The following is a 15,878-nucleotide window of genomic DNA, read 5'->3' on the forward strand; positions in this document are numbered from 1 at the left end:
TCGGACGTACGCATGACGCATGGAGGAGGCACGGTGGCGGGCGAGTCCCCCGAAAAGGCGGAGCAGCAGGAGTCTTCGCAGGAGGCGACCCCGGGTGGCGGCGGGCGGGACCCGCGGCTCTCCGTGTTCCGCGAGTCGAGCTCCTCGTCGGCGTCTTCGGCGTCTTCGGCGTCGCGGTCTTCGGCGTCGCGGTCTTCGGCGTCGCGGTCTTCGGCGTCGCCTTCTTCGGCATCGGCCGGTGAGGCGTCGGGCGCGGGCTCGGGCTCGGGATCGGGCGCGGAGGCGGAGTCCGAGTCGGGTGCGGTTCGGGTGGACCAGCCGACGGCGGTCTTCAAGACGCTCACCCCGCGCGCCCCGGAGGACGACGCTCCGGCCGCCGAGGCCCCGAAGACGCAGACCCCGGAACCCAAGACCCCGGATGCTGAGACCCCGGCTGCCGAGGACGGTGGCGAGGGCGGGGAGGACCGCCTGCGGGCGGCCGTGGCGGCGTGGGTCGCCTCGGGCGACGAGGCGGCGACGACGGACGCCGAGGCCGCCGACGGCGCCGAGGGGCCCGAGACGGCGGTCGAGACGGTGGTCGATGGCGAGGCGGTCGCTGACGAGGCCGGTGAGCCCGTGGCCGCCGAAGCCGAGCCCGAGGCTGATGCGGATGTCACCTCGGAGGCTCCTGAGGCAGGTGAGGCGCCTGAGAGAGCCGAGGCCCCCGAGGCCGGGACGGACGCCGACGCCGGCCCCGCGAAGGACTGGTTCGCCTCCCGCAAGCCCGGCAAGGCCGAGAACCCGGCAGACGCGCCCGCCGCCGAGGACGCCCCTGCCGCCGTGGACGAGCAGCCCGAGGCCGAGCCGGAGGCCGACGCCGCCCCCGCCGAGCCGGCCCTGGATCAGCCCACCGCCGTCTTCAAGGCCGTGCGGCCGCCCGTCGTGGACCAGCCGACGACCGCGCTGAAGCTCCCGCCGGTCACGCCTGCCGCGAAGCCCACCCCGGAATCCGCCAAGGCGCCGGAATCCGCGAAGGCGTCCGAGGCGACCGCCGGTCCTTCGCCCTCCATGGCGAAGGCCCCCTCGACCCCCCAGGCCCCCAAGCCGACGGAGTCCGACGCCGAGCGGACCAGCCAGTTCATCCCCCTGCGCCGCGACCTCCCCGAGGCCGCGGCAGCCCCGGCCCCGGCGCCGCAGCGGCCGGCCGAGCCGAAGCCGGCGGCCGCGGCCGCCCCCTCGGCCCCCGCTGCCGCCACCCCGCCCGCCTCCCTCACGGAGGCCGAGCGGACCAGGCAGCAGCCCATGCCGCCGCTGCCCCCGCTGGATCTCCTCGCGGAGCTGACGAACACCCCGCCCCCGCAGCCGACCGCGCTGCGCACCACGGTCCGCCGGGTGCGCATCTGGACGCCGCTGGTCATCCTGCTGCTGATCATCTTTGCGATCGTGCAGTTCGTGCGACCGCTCCCGGCCCCCGCGCTGGCCCTCTCCACGGCCCCGACCTACACGTTCGCGGGCGGCGCGCTGAACATGCCGTGGCCCGCCGAGGGCCAGGGCGCCGCCGAGGTCGAGGGCGTCGGCTCGCTGGGGACGTACGGCGCGCAGAAGCCCGCGCCGATCGCGAGCGTCGCGAAGACCATGACCGCGTACGTGATCCTCCGTGACCACCCCATCAAGGGCAACGCGAACGGCCCCGAGATCACGGTCGACAAGAAGGCCGGCGAGCAGGCCAAGGCCAAGGACGAGTCGACCGCGCAGATCGAGGAGGGCCAGAAGTACTCCGAGAAGGAGCTGCTGCAGCTCCTCATGATCCCGTCCGGCAACAACGTGGCCCGGCTGCTGGCCCGCTGGGACGCCGGTACGGAGGCCGCGTTCGTCGACAAGATGAACGCCGCGGCCAAGGACCTCGGCATGACGGGCTCGGTCTACACCGACCCGTCGGGCCTCCAGGCGACCACCGTCTCCACCCCGCTGGACCAGCTGAAGCTGGCGAAGGCGGTGATGCAGTACGACGTGTTCCGGGAGATCGTGAACATGCCGAACCTGACGGTGGACGGCATCCCCGGGCAGATCGAGAACAACAACAACATCCTGCTCAAGCCGGGTGTCGGCGGCATCAAGACCGGCTCCTCCACGCCCGCGGGCGGCAACCTCCTCTGGTCCGCGAACACCGTGATCGACGGCAAGAGCCGCCGCATCCTCGGTGTCGTGATGGGGGCGAAGGACGCCGACCAGCTCTACCAGAAGCTCCAGCTGGCGATCGACTACAGCCTGAAGCTGATCCAGCAGGCGCAGAAGGACGTGACCTCCGCCCCCGTCGTCCGCAAGGGCCAGGTCGTCGGCTACGTCGACGACGGCCTCGGCGGCCGGACGCCGGTGATCGCGACCAAGGAGCTCAAGGCGATCGGCTGGCCGGGCCTGAAGGTCGACCTGGAGCTGACCGACGGCGGCACGGCCGTCCCGCACGCCGCCAAGGCGGGCGCGATCGTCGGCCAGGTGTCGATCGGTACGGGAACGGGCAAGGTCAGCGCCCCGGTCGCCCTCCAGGCGGACCTGGTGGAGCCGGGCTTCGACAAGAAGCTGACGCGCATCGGCTGACGCGTGACGGCGCCCCGGTTCTCCGGGGCGCCCGACTGTTAGCGTTCCGAGGAACGAGCACGCGCGACGGGCAGCACGGGAAAGGGCCGCAGTGACCACCGCCGAGCCGACACGCGCCGACGAGGGCGGGACCGGAACCGGAACCGGAACCGAGCCGGCCGGAACCGAGGCGTCCGGTACGAAGGCGTCCGGTACGAAGGCGTCAGCCGGAGCCACGGCGACGACGGGCCCCGAGGCTTCGGCCCCGGCCCCCGCCCTCACCTCCGTCTCGCCCGACGCCGCGCCGCGAATAAACCTCCCGGCCCCCCGGCCGCCCTCCGGCACGGCCCCCTCGGCCCCCGCGGCGGCACCCCGCCCGCGCCCCGCGCGCCGCAAGCGCCGCTACCCCGTCATGATCGCCACGGGTGTCGCGGCGCTCACCCACATCCTGTGGTTCTTCCTGTTCGCGAACAGCGGGGGCGACCTCGCCGCCCAGGACGCCTGGGCCGAGTTCGTCGGCCGGCACCCGGACTCCGCGTACAACCTGGCCTGGTACGGCGGGATGCACCCGGTCTCGTACAGCGTGGTGTCGCCGTACGTGATGTCGGTCCTCGGCGTCCGTACGACGATGATGATCGCCGGGACGCTCTCGGCGGGGCTGACGGCGCTGATCCTGGTACGGGTACGGGCGGTCCGCAATCCGCTCGCGTGCGCGCTGGCGGGGGTCTTCGCGTTCCTGTGCAACGCGCTGTCGGGGCGGGTGACGTTCGGGCTCGGCATGATGTTCGCGCTGGGCGCGGTCGCCGCCGTCTTCTGCTGGCCGCACCGCTGGCGCCACAAGCGCTGGGCGAAGGCCGCCGTCGCCGCCCCGCTCGCCGGTCTCGCGACCGCGTGCAGCCCGGTCGCCGGCCTCTTCCTCGGAGTCGCCGCCGCGGCCCTCTTCCTCAACAAGCGGCGCCCGGGCGCGTACGCCCTGGGCCTCGCCCCGGTGGCGGTCGTCGCCCTCTCCTCCTGGCTGTTCCCCTTCTCCGGTACGCAGCCGATGTCGTGGGCGTCGACGGCGCTGCCGTTCCTCTTCGGGGTCCTGGTCCTCGTCCTCGTACCGCGCGAGTGGCGCACGGTGCGCACCGGTGCGGCCGTGTACTCCGCGGGCACGCTGCTGACCTGGCTGGTCGACTCCCAGATCGGGTCGAACGTCTCGCGCCTGGTGATGGTCTTCGCGGGTGTCGTCCTCCTCGCCGCCCTGCCGTACGCGGTCCCGCGCTCGCGCCGCTGGTACGCGCTGGTGATCGCCTTCGCGGGGCTGAACTTCTGGATCGGGTTCAAGGGCGTCGACGACGTCATCCGTACCGCGCCCGACGCCTCCTGGGCGCGGGAGGTCGCGCCGCTGATCAACCAGTTGCAGGTACGGGGAGCGGAGAAGGCGCGCGTGGAGGTCGTACCGGCCTCCAGCCACCGCGAGTCGTCGGCCCTGACGCCGTACATCAACCTGGCGCGCGGCTGGAACCGCCAGGCGGACATGGAGCGCAATCCGCTCTTCTACGACGACACTCTCAACGCCTCCAACTACCAGGACTGGCTCGACCGCTGGGCGGTGCACTACGTGGTGCTGCCGACCGGGGCGCCCGACTCGGGGGCGGAGCGCGAGGCGGAGCTGGTCCAGGGCGGTCTGCCGTACCTCCAGCAGGTGTGGTCGGACGCGAACTGGCGCCTGTACGCGGTCGAGGACCCCACCCCGCTCGCGGCCCCGCCGGCCGACGTCCGCCGCGCGGCCGCCGAGGAGGTCGTCATCCGCCTCGACGCCCCGGGCCGCATCCTGATCCGGGTCCCGTACTCCCCGTGGCTGGCGCTCGTGGACGAGAACGGCGACAAGATCGAACCGCCGCAGGAGACGGAGGAGTCGAAGCGGGACCGCGAGGAGTCGGATACGGAGCTGCCGAAGGTGTTCCACAACGCCGAGGGATGCCTCCTGAAGACGGAAGCGGACGCGGAGGGCGACGAGTGGACCGAACTCCTGGCCCCGAAGGCGGGCGTCTACCGCCTGGCGGCCCCGTACAAACTCTTCCCCCGTGGCACGGCCTGCCCGGAAGAACTCCGCTGACGGCCCGCCGGCCCGGTCGGATGTCAGAAGGGAAGCCCCTCCGGGTCCTCGGAGATACGCCGGGCGAACTCGTCGACGACCTGAGGTACGACACGTTGGGTGCCTTCGTCCCGCAGCGCTTCGACGAGAGCTTGCCGGGCGGCGGGGTACGGCTGCCCAGCGTGAGAGGAACGGGTGCGCCTGACTGCCCGCTCGATCTTGGCCAGATGCGCCGCCACTACCGGCCTCTCAAGGGAGATGACGAGGGCCCTCGACTACCGGCGGCGGCCTTCGGCTAGCGGCGACGCGCATCCAACGACAGAGCAGCCCCGGATCACGCCCCGGGGCTGCTCTGCTCGGTCCGCGCCGCGAGCTTGGGAGACCTGCGACTACTCGTACACGGTTGCTGCTCGGAGCGCTCGGGCAAAGAAGCGCCAGTCACCGTTGGCCGCCAGATCGTGGCCGGTGTTGCGGTACAAACCGTCAGCGTCATCGATCCAGGCCGCCAACGCCTCCAGGAAACCAGCAAGGTCCGTGCTCTCCCATGACTCACCGCCGTCGACATTGCTGGCGTGCAGGGAACGGACGAAGGATGCCAGGTCTTCTCTGCTGTTGACGTACTCGGGAGAAGTGATCACGCACGGCACTCTAATGGGACCGTCAATTCCCGCAGCGCGACGGCCTGAGCACGCCCCGGCCGGTCTGCGAACTGGCGGTGCTACTCCTCATCGCTGTGCTCCAGGACTAGGCCGACGGAACCGTCCTCCAGGCCGTTGCTGTCTTCGAGGTGCAGGTGCGCTCCGTCGGAGACGCCCTCGCCCGCCAGCACGAGCGGATGCCCAGCCAGTGTCCTGCGGCCCGTTGTATTCGCCTCGATGACAACCTCACTCCCTAGGTTCCGCACGTCGATCAGTGCGTCCGCTTCCGCCGACGGCAGTGTGAATCGAGGAGATTTCGCAGAGTGCCTGAACGCGCAGATGCGAAACTGGGCAGGGTCGGCTTCACTGACTTGCCGCAATATTCTGAATTCTCCGTCATTCCGTTCGCCGCCTACCGGTCGATTCCTCGGATCGGTGCGATCTCAGTGCGGGACGTCTAATGCCGTATTCAGGGCGTTGTGCGTCTGACGGCACCTGCAAGGGGAGACCCGACAGGACGGTGCTCTCTGTCGTAGGTGCCTGAGAGGATCCCGAACGTGATAGCCATCGAAGATCTCGTTCCCCGCGTAGCGGTGGAGGCCAGGGCCACTTCCACGGCCTTGCCTCCCGCCGCCACTGCCGAGGAGGTTGCCGAGGCAGAGGCAGTTCTCGGCTTCGCCCTCCCGCCCCTGCTGGCGAGCCTGTATCGGGAAGTGGCCAACGGTGGCTACGGCCCCGATTACCAGTTTCTTCCGCTGGTCGGGCCAGGGCGTACGGCGCTGAGCGCGTATCAATCCGAACGATCCGCCTCGGCCGAGGGAGAAGCACCGTACTGGCCGGCGGGCGTGCTGCCGATCCTCGACTGGGGCTGCGCCATGTACGCCGCGGTGGACTGCCTCAGCGAGACCGCCACGGTCCTTCTCTTCGACCCGAACGCCATGGCAGACGAAGGAGCCGCCGCCTGGTTCGTCGACACCGGGAGCCTTGCCGAGTGGCTCGAAGTCTGGCTCGCCGGAACAGGGTGGTACCGGGAAGACGCCGATGAGTACGAAGACGTGGCGGAGCCGGCCCCGTGGGAAATGGCCGCCTCTCGGATCGCGGAGTGAACGAACCGCGGGATGACCGCTGAGCGCACTCGGTGTAGCGCCTTAGGCGAAAGCGGCCTGGGGGCCGCTCCGACTGTGGCTGACCGACGAACTCACGACGCAGCCCTTCCGACGCGTCATCCGGGAAGCCACGGTCCTCAGCAAGCGGACGGAAGCCGAAGGAGTTGCGGATACCGAAGAGACATGCCAGGCCGTCGTAAGCGTTGCCCCTGTTCAGCAGGAAGAGGTCGATGCCCGCTTCCCAGACTGTGTCCTCATCATCCGGACCCCACAGTCGGGCCCCCGGTCGGCACTCGATCATTCCGCTGGCATCGGTCGACATGGCGTGATCCTGCCCGCCAGGCCCGGGAGCCGGCACCCGTATTTCGCTTCGCGCGTTCGCGGCCGTCCTCGGCCGACCGTCGTCGTTGATGTCAGAAGTAGATGTCAAAGGCCACCTACCAAGATCGGTAGGTGGCCTTTCCCTTGTGCCCCCGGCAGGATTCGAACCTGCGACACCCGCTTTAGGAGAGCGGTGCTCTATCCCCTGAGCTACGAAGGCGGGGCTTGTCGTGGCCCTGTCGGAAACCCCTGTCGGGGGATGCCGAGCAGAGCGGGACAAACGCCCTGGTCAGACTTTCTCGAAGCGGTGCCGGGGCGGGGTCCGGAGGGACGCCATCCCGGGCAGGGGCGCAGAGGCCGACTGACCGCTGACAGCCTAGCCGATCGGGGTTGTGGAGGTCGCCCCCGTTTCCCCGGAGTGCCGCTGCGGGTTCGCGCGATGCCTTCTGACCTCGGTGGGATGGCCTCGCGGATGCGGGGCGCCCCGGGCCGCCCGGACGCGTAATCGCTTCTGCGAGGAGGCACACATGGCACCGCCGGTGCCGTGACAGATCGCGTCCCCTTCGTGATCCGAGGACCCTGCGGCATAATGCCGGTCCTCTGAATCTGGTCCGGTCATTCACAGCGTCGCCTTGGGGGGAACCAGTCGATGAACGATGCGACTACGCCGATCGTCTCCGTGGTCATCCCCGTGTACAACGCGATGCCGTACCTGGAGCAGGCCCTCGCGTCGGTCGCCCGGCAGAGCATCGGCACGGACGTGATCGAGGTCATCGCCGTCGACGACGGCAGCACGGACGGCAGTAGTGACGTCCTGGACGAATGGGCCCGTAAGGACTGGGCGATGACCGTCGTCCACCAGGAGGCGTCCGGCGGCCCGAGCCGTCCGCGTAACGCCGGGCTGGACCGGGCCACCGGCCGGTACGTGTTCTTCCTGGACGGGGACGACTGCCTGGGGCCGCAGGCCCTGGAGCGGCTGGTGAAGATGGCCGAGAAGAACGGCGCGGACACCGTCCTGGCCAAGCTCGTGGGCGTGGGGCGGGTGATCCGCAAGGAGGTCCAGCAGGTCTTCGCCCGGAACGTGGACCGGGCGGACGCGGCCACCGTCTACTACACCCTCATGCCGTTCAAGCTGTTCCGGCGCAGCATGATCGAGGAGCACGGGCTGCGCTTCCCCGAGCACATGCGGATCAGCGAGGACCAGCACTTCGTCGCACGCGCCTATCTGCACAGCAGGGTCATATCGATCCTCGCCGACTACGACTGCTACTACCTCGTGCGGCGCGGGGACGACGGCAACATCACGAGCGGCGGTCTCGACTATCCGACGATGGTGGCGCAGGCGGCCGAGCTGGTCGGCATCCTCACGGAGCTCACCGAGCCGGGCGCGATGCGGGACCGGATGGTGGCCCGGCACGTGAAGGCCGAGCTGCTGCGGCGTTTCGACCGGCGCTATCTGCGGGCGGACGAGGCGGAGCGCAAGGCGCTCGTAGAGCTGGCCCGGCCGCATGCGGAGGCGTGGGTGACGCCGGGTGTCCTGGCACGGCTCGATGTCGCGGAGCGGCTGCGGGTGCACTGTCTGCGGGAAGGTCTCCTCGACGAGCTGGCCCGGGTCGTCGAGTGGGATCTGGCGGGGCGCCCGGGCAAGGCGCTGCTGCGTGACGGCCGTCTGTACGCGGCCGTGCCGTACCCGCCCGTCTCCTCGGCCGTGTACGAGGAGCTCTGCGACATCACCGACGTCGCCCTCGGTGCCAGCCCACGCCGCCGGGTGGACGACCTCACGTGGCGGGGCAGCGTCCTCGAACTCTCCGGCTACGCCTACCTCGACCAGGTGGACACCGACGGTCTGGAGACCGAGGTGGTGCTGCGGCACGCCGCCACCAAGCAGGAGATCGTGGTGCCGGCCCAGCGCGAGGGTTCCCCGCATCTGACGGTCAGCCGCGGCAGGGAGACGTACGACTACGGCCTGGCCGGGTTCCGTGCGTCGTTCGACCTCGCGGCGGCGGACGGCGGCCGTTCCCTCGGCGCGGGCACCTGGGAGGTCTTCCTGCGCTGCACGGCGCGAGGGATGACCGCCAGCGGAGGGCTCGGTGGTGCGCTCGGACCCGACGTGCCCCAACGGACGGAACGGCGGACGGTGGACCTGTCCCCGGCCGACGGCTGCCCGCACACCGTCAGCGTCGGTCCCAGCGACGGCAAGCTCGCCCTGCAGATCCAGCCGGTCCCCTCCACCCTGTCTCGTTTCAAAACCAGGCTCGGGCGCGCGGCGCGCATCCCGCGACAGCGGCAGTGACCACCTGACCTCGATCCGTCCGCTCCGGAAATGCGCCGAAGGCGGCTCCCGAATCGGTTCGGGAGCCGCCTGTCCGCGTGTCCGTCGTCTGCCTGCCCAGGGGGTTCAGGCCGTTGAGGATCAGCGGGTGACCTCGCGGTTGAAGACCGCGCGGGACCAGACGTAGCCGATCAGGGCCAGGGCCGTGCACCAGGCCAGGGCGATCCAGCCGTCGTTGCCGATCGGGGTGCCGAGCAGCAGGCCGCGCAGGGTCTCGTTGATCGGGGTGAAGGGCTGGTACTCGGCGAACCACCGCAGGGCCGTCGGCATCGAGTCCGGGGTGACGATCGCGCTGCCGAGGAAGGGCAGGAAGGTCAGCGGCAGCGGGCCGTTGCTCGCGGCCTCGACGGTCTTCGCGCCCATGCCCATCGCGGCGGACAGCCACGCCATGCCGAAGGCGAGGAAGAGGAGCAGGCCGGCGGCGGCCAGCCATTCGACGGCCGAGGCGTCGGGGCGGAAGCCGATCGCGAGGGAGACGCCGGTGATCAGGGCGAGGACGGCCGCGACCTGGATGACGCTGCCGAGGACGTGGCCCGTGAGGATGGAGCCTCTGGAGATCGACATCGTGCGGAAGCGGTTGACGATGCCTTCCGTCATGTCGGTGCAGACGGACACGGCCGTCGCGACGGCCCCCGAGGTCGCGGACATCAGGATGATGCCGGGCACCAGGTAGTTGATGTAGTCGCCCCGGTCGCCGCCCGCCCCGATGCCGGCGCCGAGCGCGCCGCCGAAGACGTACACGAAGAGCAGCAGCATCAGCAGCGGCATCACGAGGATCGAGATCGTCATCGAGGGGTAGCGCTGCATGTGCTTGATGTTGCGGCGCAGCATCGTGAGGGAGTCGCGCACGGCGTACGAGCGGGTGGGCGCGGCGGGCTTGGCCGGGGCGAGGGTGGCGGTGCGCGTGGTGCTCATCGGTTCGACTCCTTCTGGGCGTTGGCGGACGTGGCGGAGGTGGCGGCCGGGGCGGGGACGGTGGGGGTGGTGGTCGGCCGGCCGGTGAGGGTGAGGAAGACGTCGTCGAGGTCCGGGGTGTGCACGGTGAGCGATTCGGCGTGCACGCCGCTGTGGTCGAGGACGTCGAGGATGGCCCGGAGATTGGCGAGGGAGCCGTCGCTGGGGACCTGCAGGGTGAGCGACTCGTCGTCGCGGGTGGCCGTCCCGAAGAGCGCGGCCCCGGTGGTGAGTTGGGCCTGGTCGGCGAACCGGACGCGGACGTGGCCGCCGGGGACCAGCCGCTTCAGCTCGTCCGCGGTGCCTTCGGCGACGAGCTTGCCGTGGTCCAGCACCGCGATGCGGTCCGCGAGCTGGTCGGCCTCCTCCAGGTACTGGGTGGTGAGGAAGATCATCACGCCCTGATCCGCGACCAGGTCCCGGATGAGCTCCCACATCACACGGCGGCTGCGCGGGTCGAGACCGGTGGTCGGCTCGTCGAGGAAGATGATCCGCGGCCGGCCGACCAGCGTCATCGCCAGGTCCAGCTTGCGGCGCATGCCGCCGGAGAAGGTGGCGACGTTCTTGCGGGCCGCCTCGGTCAGCTCGAAGCGCTCCAGGAGTTCGGCGGCCCGTCGCCGGCCCTCGCCGCGGCTCAGGTGGTGCAGGTCGGCCATGAGGAGCAGGTTCTCCTCGGCGGTGAGCAGCCCGTCGACGGCGGCGAACTGGCCGGTGACGCCGATCCGGCGGCGTACGGAGTCGGCGTCGGCGGCCACGTCGTGGCCCCCGACCAGCGCCTGGCCCGCGTCGGCCGTGATGAGGGTGGAGAGGATCTCCACGGTGGTGGTCTTGCCCGCTCCGTTGGGGCCGAGCAGAGCGAAGACCGTGCCCTCGGGGATCCGCAGGTCGATGCCGTCGAGCACCACCTTGTCGCCGTACGACTTGCGCAGTCCGGTCGCGGAGATCGCCGCGGTGGGCGTGCTGGTCGCCGCTGTGGTCGCGGTGTTCATGGTGGGCGGCCTTTCTCTTGGGGGGAGTCCCGTGGATGCGCTGTGGATTCCCGTGATCCGAGGGCGGGGCCGGAAGGGGTTGGCGTTTGTTTGGCGCCACCCCTGCCGTGCTTGCGCCCTTATCGTGGCACACGCATGGCGCCATGTCGAGTCATCGTGGCGCCATGGGTGGGGTGTGATGGCGCTGGAAACGGCTGAGCTGGGGTGATGCGCCCGTACGAAGGTGTCGCGCGGGGCGCTACGGCGCCGGCGGCGCGGCTCCCGTACGGCGAAAGGCGCCCCCGCTTCCGGCCGGAGCCGGTGCGGAGGCGCCTTCGGTGCCACGGGACACGATGTGACCTGCGAGGGGCTGTCTCTCAGCCGGTCAGGGAGCGTTCCCTCCGCGAACCCGGCGTCCCCCGCGCCGCGTCGGGGCCCGGCTTCTCGCCCTCCACGTCCACCCGGGGAAGGAACCGGTCCAGCCACTTCGGCAGCCACCACGCGGACGGGCCGAGGAGGGCGAAGAGCGCCGGCACGATCGCCATGCGGACGACGAAGGCATCGAAGAGGACGGCGATCGCGAGAGCGAAGCCGATCATCTTGACGAAGTCGTTGTCCTCCACGATGAAGCCGGAGAAGACGCTCATCATGATGATCGCCGCCGCGCTGACCACCCGGCCGCCGTGGCGGAAGCCGTCGACGACCGCCTGGCCCGGGCGCGCCCCGTGGGCGTACGACTCGCGCATCCGGCTGACGAGGAAGACCTCGTAGTCCATCGCGAGGCCGAAGACCACGCCGATCATGAAGATCGGCATCGTGCTCATGATCGGGCCGGGCGCGTCGACGCCGAGGACGTCGGCGAGCCAGCCCCACTGGAAGACGGCCACGACGCCGCCGAGGGCCGCGGTCACGGACAGCAGGAAGCCGAGGGCCGCTTTCAGCGGGACCAGGATCGAGCGGAAGACCACCATCAGGAGCAGAAAGGCGAGGCCGACGACCAGGCCCAGATAGGGCAGCAGCGCGTCGTCGAGGGTCTGCGAGAAGTCGATGAACATGGCCGTCTGGCCGGTCACCAGGATCCGGTCGGCGGCCCGCCCCTCCATCCCGTGGGCCAGGGAGCGGAGTTCGCGGACCAGTTCCTCGGTCCTCCGGTCGGTCGGACCCGTCTCCGGGACGACGGTGAGGATGGCGGTGTCGCCCGCCGTGTTGGCGGTGGCCGGGGAGACGGAGGCCACGCCGTCCGCCCGTCGGAGGGTCCCGCCGACCGCGTCGCCGGCGGCCTTGGCGTCCTCGGCCTGCACGGTGACCATCAGGGGTCCGTTGAAGCCGGGCCCGAAGGACTCCGAGAGCAGGTCGTACGCCTTGCGCTGGGTGGTCTCCGTCGACATCTGGCCCTCGCCCGGCAGGCCGAGCTCCAGGCTCGCGGCCGGCACGGCGATCGTGCCGAGGCCGATCACACCGACCAGGAGGACGGCGACCGGGTGGCGCAGGACGTAACCGGCCCAGCGCGAGCCCAGGTTGGGCTTGGCGGTCCTCCGGGCCTGCTTCGCCGCGTGGCGGGCGGCCCTGCGCTGCCGGCGCGCCGACAGCGGCTTGACCGCGTACGCCAGGCGTCCCTTACGGGGCATCACCTTGACCGGCGCGAAGCCGAGGAGGGCAGGGACCAGGGTGATCGCGACGAGTACGGCGACGGTGACGGTGCCGGCCGCGGCCAGGCCCATCGTGGTGAGCATCGGGATGTTCACCACGGCGAGCCCGGCGAGGGCGACGACGACCGTCAGGCCGGCGAAGACGACGGCCGAGCCGGCGGTGCCGACGGCCCGTCCTGCCGCCTCCTCGGGGGTACGCCCCTCCATCCGCTCGGCGCGGAAACGGGACACGATGAAGAGCGCGTAGTCGATGCCGACCGCGAGGCCGATCATCATCGCGAGGGTCGACGTGGTGCCGGACAGGCCCAGCGTGGAGCCGAGCGCCGTGATGCCGGAGATGCCGATGCCGACGCTGATCAGCGCGGTGATCAGCGGCATTCCGGCCGCGATCATCGAGCCGAAGGTCAGGACGAGGACGATCGCGGAGACCAGGATGCCGATCTTCTCGCCCGTACCGCCCATCGCCGCCTGCTCGATCCGTACGGCGTCACCGCCGGCCTCGACGGTGAGCCCGGACGTTCCGGCCCGTGCGAGGGCCGCGTCGAAGGCGTCGTGCGCCTTCCGGTCGACCTCCGGCGCGGGGACCCGGTACGTCACCGCCAGGTAGGCGGTCGTACGGTCCTCGCTGATGCTGACGTCGGGTGCCCGGTACGGGTCGGCGACGGCCACCACCTGCGGGGACGACCTCCCCAACTCGGCGGCCAGGCGCTCGACCGCGGCCCGGTGCGGGGCCGCGGTGATCTTCGCGCCGCCGGGGGCCCGCACGACGACCCGCGCACCCGCGCCGTCGGCGCGCGCGTCCGGGAACCTCTCGGCCAGCAGGTCGAAGGCCTCCTGCGACTCGGTGCCGGGCATCGAGAACGTATCGGCGGGAGGCGGCGGAGCGGAGGAGGCGGCGAAGCCCATGCCGCCGAAGACCAGCAGCCAGAGCAGGAGCGCCACCCCCCGTCGTCGAAAGGCGAGGCGGCCCAGTCTGGAGAGGAACGTAGCCACGGTGGGGCTCCTGTCGGATCGGCATGCAGGGGTGAGGGGTGAGGGGAGGCGGATGGGGTCCGCGGGGGGTCTGTGGGGTCGAGGGGCAGCGCGACATGGCGCCTTGGCGGCGCGGGGACGGTGCTCGCGGGGGGCGTGCGCGGTGGTACGAGGGGTCCGGCGGGCCGGACGGGGCGCGGGCGCGCGGGAGGGCGCGAAGAGGCGCGCGGCGGTCAGCAGGCGCCAGGGGGCGCGGCTCCCGGGCGGGGCGGCGGAGACGACGCTCCTACGCCTCCGCAGGCAGCCGGCTCGTCAAGTCGCCCTTCGTGCGGGCCCGTCGGGAACCGGGAGGGGCGCTGGGGGCAGGGGGGCGCCGGGGGCGCGGGGGCAGGCGCACCGCCTGTACGAGGTGCGCCGCCTGGAGGGGTGGGCCGCTGGAACGGCGGGCGGCACGGGGTTGCGCTATGGGAAACCAGGTGCGTCGCCTGGAGGAGAGCCGGGGGAAGGGGGTGCGCCGGGAGGGGCGACCACCGGCGGGGTGCGCCGGCGCAAGGTGAACCGGCGCGAGGTGGACCGAGGCGGGGCGCGCCACCTGGGCGGGGCGCGCCGGCGGGCAGCGGGGGCGCGTCGCTCGCGCGGGCGCACCGCCTGAACGGGGCGCACCGCCCGGAGAGGGGATTCTCAGGCGCGGCGGATGACGATGTCGCCGACGCTCGTACGGCCCCGGACCTCGACCGTCTCCTCGGACTGCCCCGGGCCCTCCGCGGTCCCCAGCTCGTTGCGGACCCGACCGGCCTTGGAACGGACGTCCAGCCAGGCCGCCGTGCCCTCGGCGATCCCGACCTCCAGGACCCCCGCGGAGGAGTCCAGGGTGATGCGCCCGCGCACCACCTCGTCCAGGCGGATGGAGCCGCTCGCCGTCTTGGCGGTGACCGAGGACTCCGCGCGGGCCACGCCGATGGGGCCGTTGGAGGAGTTCACGCGCAGCTCGCCGCCGATCTCGCCGATCGCGGTCTCGCCGTTGAGGTTCTTGATGGTCGCCGCTCCGTCGATCCGGCCGACCCGGACCCGGCCCGACCCCTGGATCTCGGTCTCGCCCGTCGTACGGTCCACCAGGACGTCGCCGTGCGAGGTCTTCAGGCGTACGGCCTCGGCCTCTTCGAGCCGGATGTCGCCGGCGCCGGTCGTGAGACGGCAGTCTCCGAACCGGCCCTCGCCGATCACCTCGCCGAGGCCGGTGGTGCAGCTGAGCTCCGAGCCCGCGGGCAGCTCGACGGTCACGTCGACGGCCCCCACCTTGCCGAAGAGGGAGCGCCGCTTGGGGCCCTTGACCAGCAGCTTCCCGCCGGAGCAGGTCACGTTGGTCTCCTCGGCGGCCTGGACGTCGAGCTTGTTTCCGGGGTCGCTCGGGGTCACCTCGACCACAGTGTCCTCGCGCTTGCCCGCGACGATCCGGGCCCGGCCGATCTCGAGCTCGACGGTGGCGGAGAGGGGTTCGGGTGTCGGGAAAGTAGGCATGCCTGTGCCGTCCTTTGACTGGAGGGTGGTGAGTGCGGGGTGAGGTGCCTGGGGAGGGGGCGAGCGGCCGGGAGTTTCGGAAGGCCCTAGCGGACCCAGCCGGTGAAGCCCTGCCCTACGGCGTTGCCCGAGGCCGTCGCGCCCTTGCGGCCGCGGGCCGCCGTGCCGGGCTCCAGGGCGGCGGCCACGGCACGGACGAGCCAGGCGTTGACCGAGAGGCCCTCGCGGCTCGCGGCCTCCTCGACGCGGACCTTGAGCTGTGCCGGCGGCCGGAAGTTGATCCGGGAGGTGGCGCCGTCCTCGGCCTCCACCAGGGCCGGCGCCGGGGGCGGCGGGGCCTGCACCGGGGCCTCGGCCTCGTCGAAGGCTTCGGCGGTCGGCGGTGCCGTCACCACGAACTCGGGGTTCATGCCGCGCAGCCGCAGGTCGACCGAGCCGGGGGCCAGGTCACGGGTGACCTCGTCCATCGCGTCGGACAGGGCGTTGAGCAGCGTCAGCCGGGCGGCGGACTCGAGCGTGCCGGTGAGCCGGTCGGCCAGGGCGCGGGCTTCGTCGCCACCGGCTTCGGCGGCCACGCCGAGTTCGTGACGGAGATTGTCGACATAGGGCGTGAGGTCCATGAACCGATAGTGGCACCATCGTGGCGCCATTGCAAGTTCCATGGCGCCATCATGTGCCATGGTGCGCCAATGTGTCATCGAGGTGGCGTCAAGCGGGGCCGGGTAGGGCCGTCGGTGGCTGCCCGGCGCAGGATTGACCGGTTCCCCGGACCGGCATAGCGTCGGCC

At 71.6% G+C, this 15,878-nt stretch carries 11 protein-coding genes and 1 tRNA gene; 4 read left to right on the forward strand and 8 right to left on the reverse strand.

Translation table 11 applies throughout. From position 1 onward, the window contains the following. The first annotated feature begins 12 nt into the window (after window positions 1–12). Window positions 13–2,574, forward strand: coding sequence for a D-alanyl-D-alanine carboxypeptidase family protein (locus ACZ6RC_RS26695; RefSeq protein WP_469587711.1), 2,562 nt, complete (start codon window positions 13–15; stop codon window positions 2,572–2,574). 91 nt (window positions 2,575–2,665) lie between these two features. Next, window positions 2,666–4,654, forward strand: a complete 1,989-nt coding sequence (locus ACZ6RC_RS26700; RefSeq protein WP_469587714.1) for an MFS transporter — start codon at window positions 2,666–2,668, stop codon at window positions 4,652–4,654. Window positions 4,655–5,022: 368 nt separating this feature from the next. On the opposite strand, the gene ACZ6RC_RS26705 is transcribed toward ACZ6RC_RS26700, so the two are convergent. Together ACZ6RC_RS26705 and ACZ6RC_RS26710 are read right to left on the reverse strand one after the other, a co-directional pair. Continuing rightward, the gene (locus ACZ6RC_RS26705) at window positions 5,023–5,271 is read right to left on the reverse strand and encodes a DUF7660 family protein (protein ID WP_469587719.1); all 249 of its coding nucleotides are present in this window, start codon (window positions 5,269–5,271) and stop codon (window positions 5,023–5,025) included. Between the two features lie 80 nt (window positions 5,272–5,351). After that, on the reverse strand, window positions 5,352–5,537 hold the full coding sequence (locus ACZ6RC_RS26710; RefSeq protein WP_469588107.1) for an Imm32 family immunity protein: 186 nt from the start codon (window positions 5,535–5,537) through the stop codon (window positions 5,352–5,354). Window positions 5,538–5,828: 291 nt separating this feature from the next. Between ACZ6RC_RS26710 and ACZ6RC_RS26715 the strand changes: the two genes are divergently transcribed. After that, complete coding sequence (locus ACZ6RC_RS26715) at window positions 5,829–6,377, forward strand: SMI1/KNR4 family protein (protein ID WP_469587722.1); 549 nt, start codon at window positions 5,829–5,831, stop codon at window positions 6,375–6,377. A 468-nt stretch (window positions 6,378–6,845) separates the two neighbouring features. Here ACZ6RC_RS26715 and ACZ6RC_RS26720 read toward each other — a convergent pair. Continuing rightward, window positions 6,846–6,918, reverse strand: a tRNA-Arg gene (locus ACZ6RC_RS26720). A gap of 429 nt (window positions 6,919–7,347) precedes the next feature. Here ACZ6RC_RS26720 and ACZ6RC_RS26725 point away from each other — a divergent pair. Beyond that, window positions 7,348–8,991, forward strand: a complete 1,644-nt coding sequence (locus ACZ6RC_RS26725; protein ID WP_469587725.1) for a glycosyltransferase family 2 protein — start codon at window positions 7,348–7,350, stop codon at window positions 8,989–8,991. Window positions 8,992–9,111: 120 nt separating this feature from the next. On the opposite strand, the gene ACZ6RC_RS26730 is transcribed toward ACZ6RC_RS26725, so the two are convergent. From ACZ6RC_RS26730 to ACZ6RC_RS26750, 5 genes are all read right to left on the reverse strand, one after another. Beyond that, entirely contained in the window at window positions 9,112–9,945 is an 834-nt protein-coding gene (locus ACZ6RC_RS26730) for an ABC transporter permease (protein ID WP_453617478.1), read from the reverse strand. Next, window positions 9,942–10,973, reverse strand: a complete 1,032-nt coding sequence (locus tag ACZ6RC_RS26735; RefSeq protein WP_469587729.1) for an ATP-binding cassette domain-containing protein — start codon at window positions 10,971–10,973, stop codon at window positions 9,942–9,944. Before ACZ6RC_RS26735 ends, ACZ6RC_RS26730 begins: the two co-directional genes overlap by 4 nt. Before the next feature lie 356 nt (window positions 10,974–11,329). Further along, window positions 11,330–13,594 carry an MMPL family transporter gene (locus tag ACZ6RC_RS26740; RefSeq protein WP_469587732.1) on the reverse strand — a complete coding sequence of 755 codons (2,265 nt, stop codon included), beginning with the start codon at window positions 13,592–13,594 and terminating at the stop codon, window positions 11,330–11,332. A gap of 660 nt (window positions 13,595–14,254) precedes the next feature. Then, window positions 14,255–15,091: a DUF4097 family beta strand repeat-containing protein gene (locus tag ACZ6RC_RS26745; RefSeq protein WP_469587735.1), complete on the reverse strand. Its 837-nt coding sequence runs from the start codon at window positions 15,089–15,091 to the stop codon at window positions 14,255–14,257. A gap of 86 nt (window positions 15,092–15,177) precedes the next feature. Further along, complete coding sequence (locus ACZ6RC_RS26750) at window positions 15,178–15,711, reverse strand: hypothetical protein (RefSeq protein WP_469587740.1); 534 nt, start codon at window positions 15,709–15,711, stop codon at window positions 15,178–15,180. Window positions 15,712–15,878: the final 167 nt, after the last annotated feature.

The sequence above is a fragment of the Streptomyces sp. NPDC048353 genome, assembly GCF_055587165.1.

Bases quoted from the DNA above. Each gene is read 5' to 3' on its own strand.
- ACZ6RC_RS26695 (WP_469587711.1), top strand. From the start codon at position 13: ATGACGCATGGAGGAGGCACGGTGGCGGGCGAGTCCCCCGAAAAGGCG.
- ACZ6RC_RS26725 (WP_469587725.1), top strand. From the start codon at position 7,348: ATGAACGATGCGACTACGCCGATCGTCTCCGTGGTCATCCCCGTGTAC.
- ACZ6RC_RS26730 (WP_453617478.1), bottom strand. From the start codon at position 9,945: ATGAGCACCACGCGCACCGCCACCCTCGCCCCGGCCAAGCCCGCCGCG.
- ACZ6RC_RS26735 (WP_469587729.1), bottom strand. From the start codon at position 10,973: ATGAACACCGCGACCACAGCGGCGACCAGCACGCCCACCGCGGCGATC.
- ACZ6RC_RS26745 (WP_469587735.1), bottom strand. From the start codon at position 15,091: ATGCCTACTTTCCCGACACCCGAACCCCTCTCCGCCACCGTCGAGCTC.
- ACZ6RC_RS26750 (WP_469587740.1), bottom strand. From the start codon at position 15,711: ATGGACCTCACGCCCTATGTCGACAATCTCCGTCACGAACTCGGCGTG.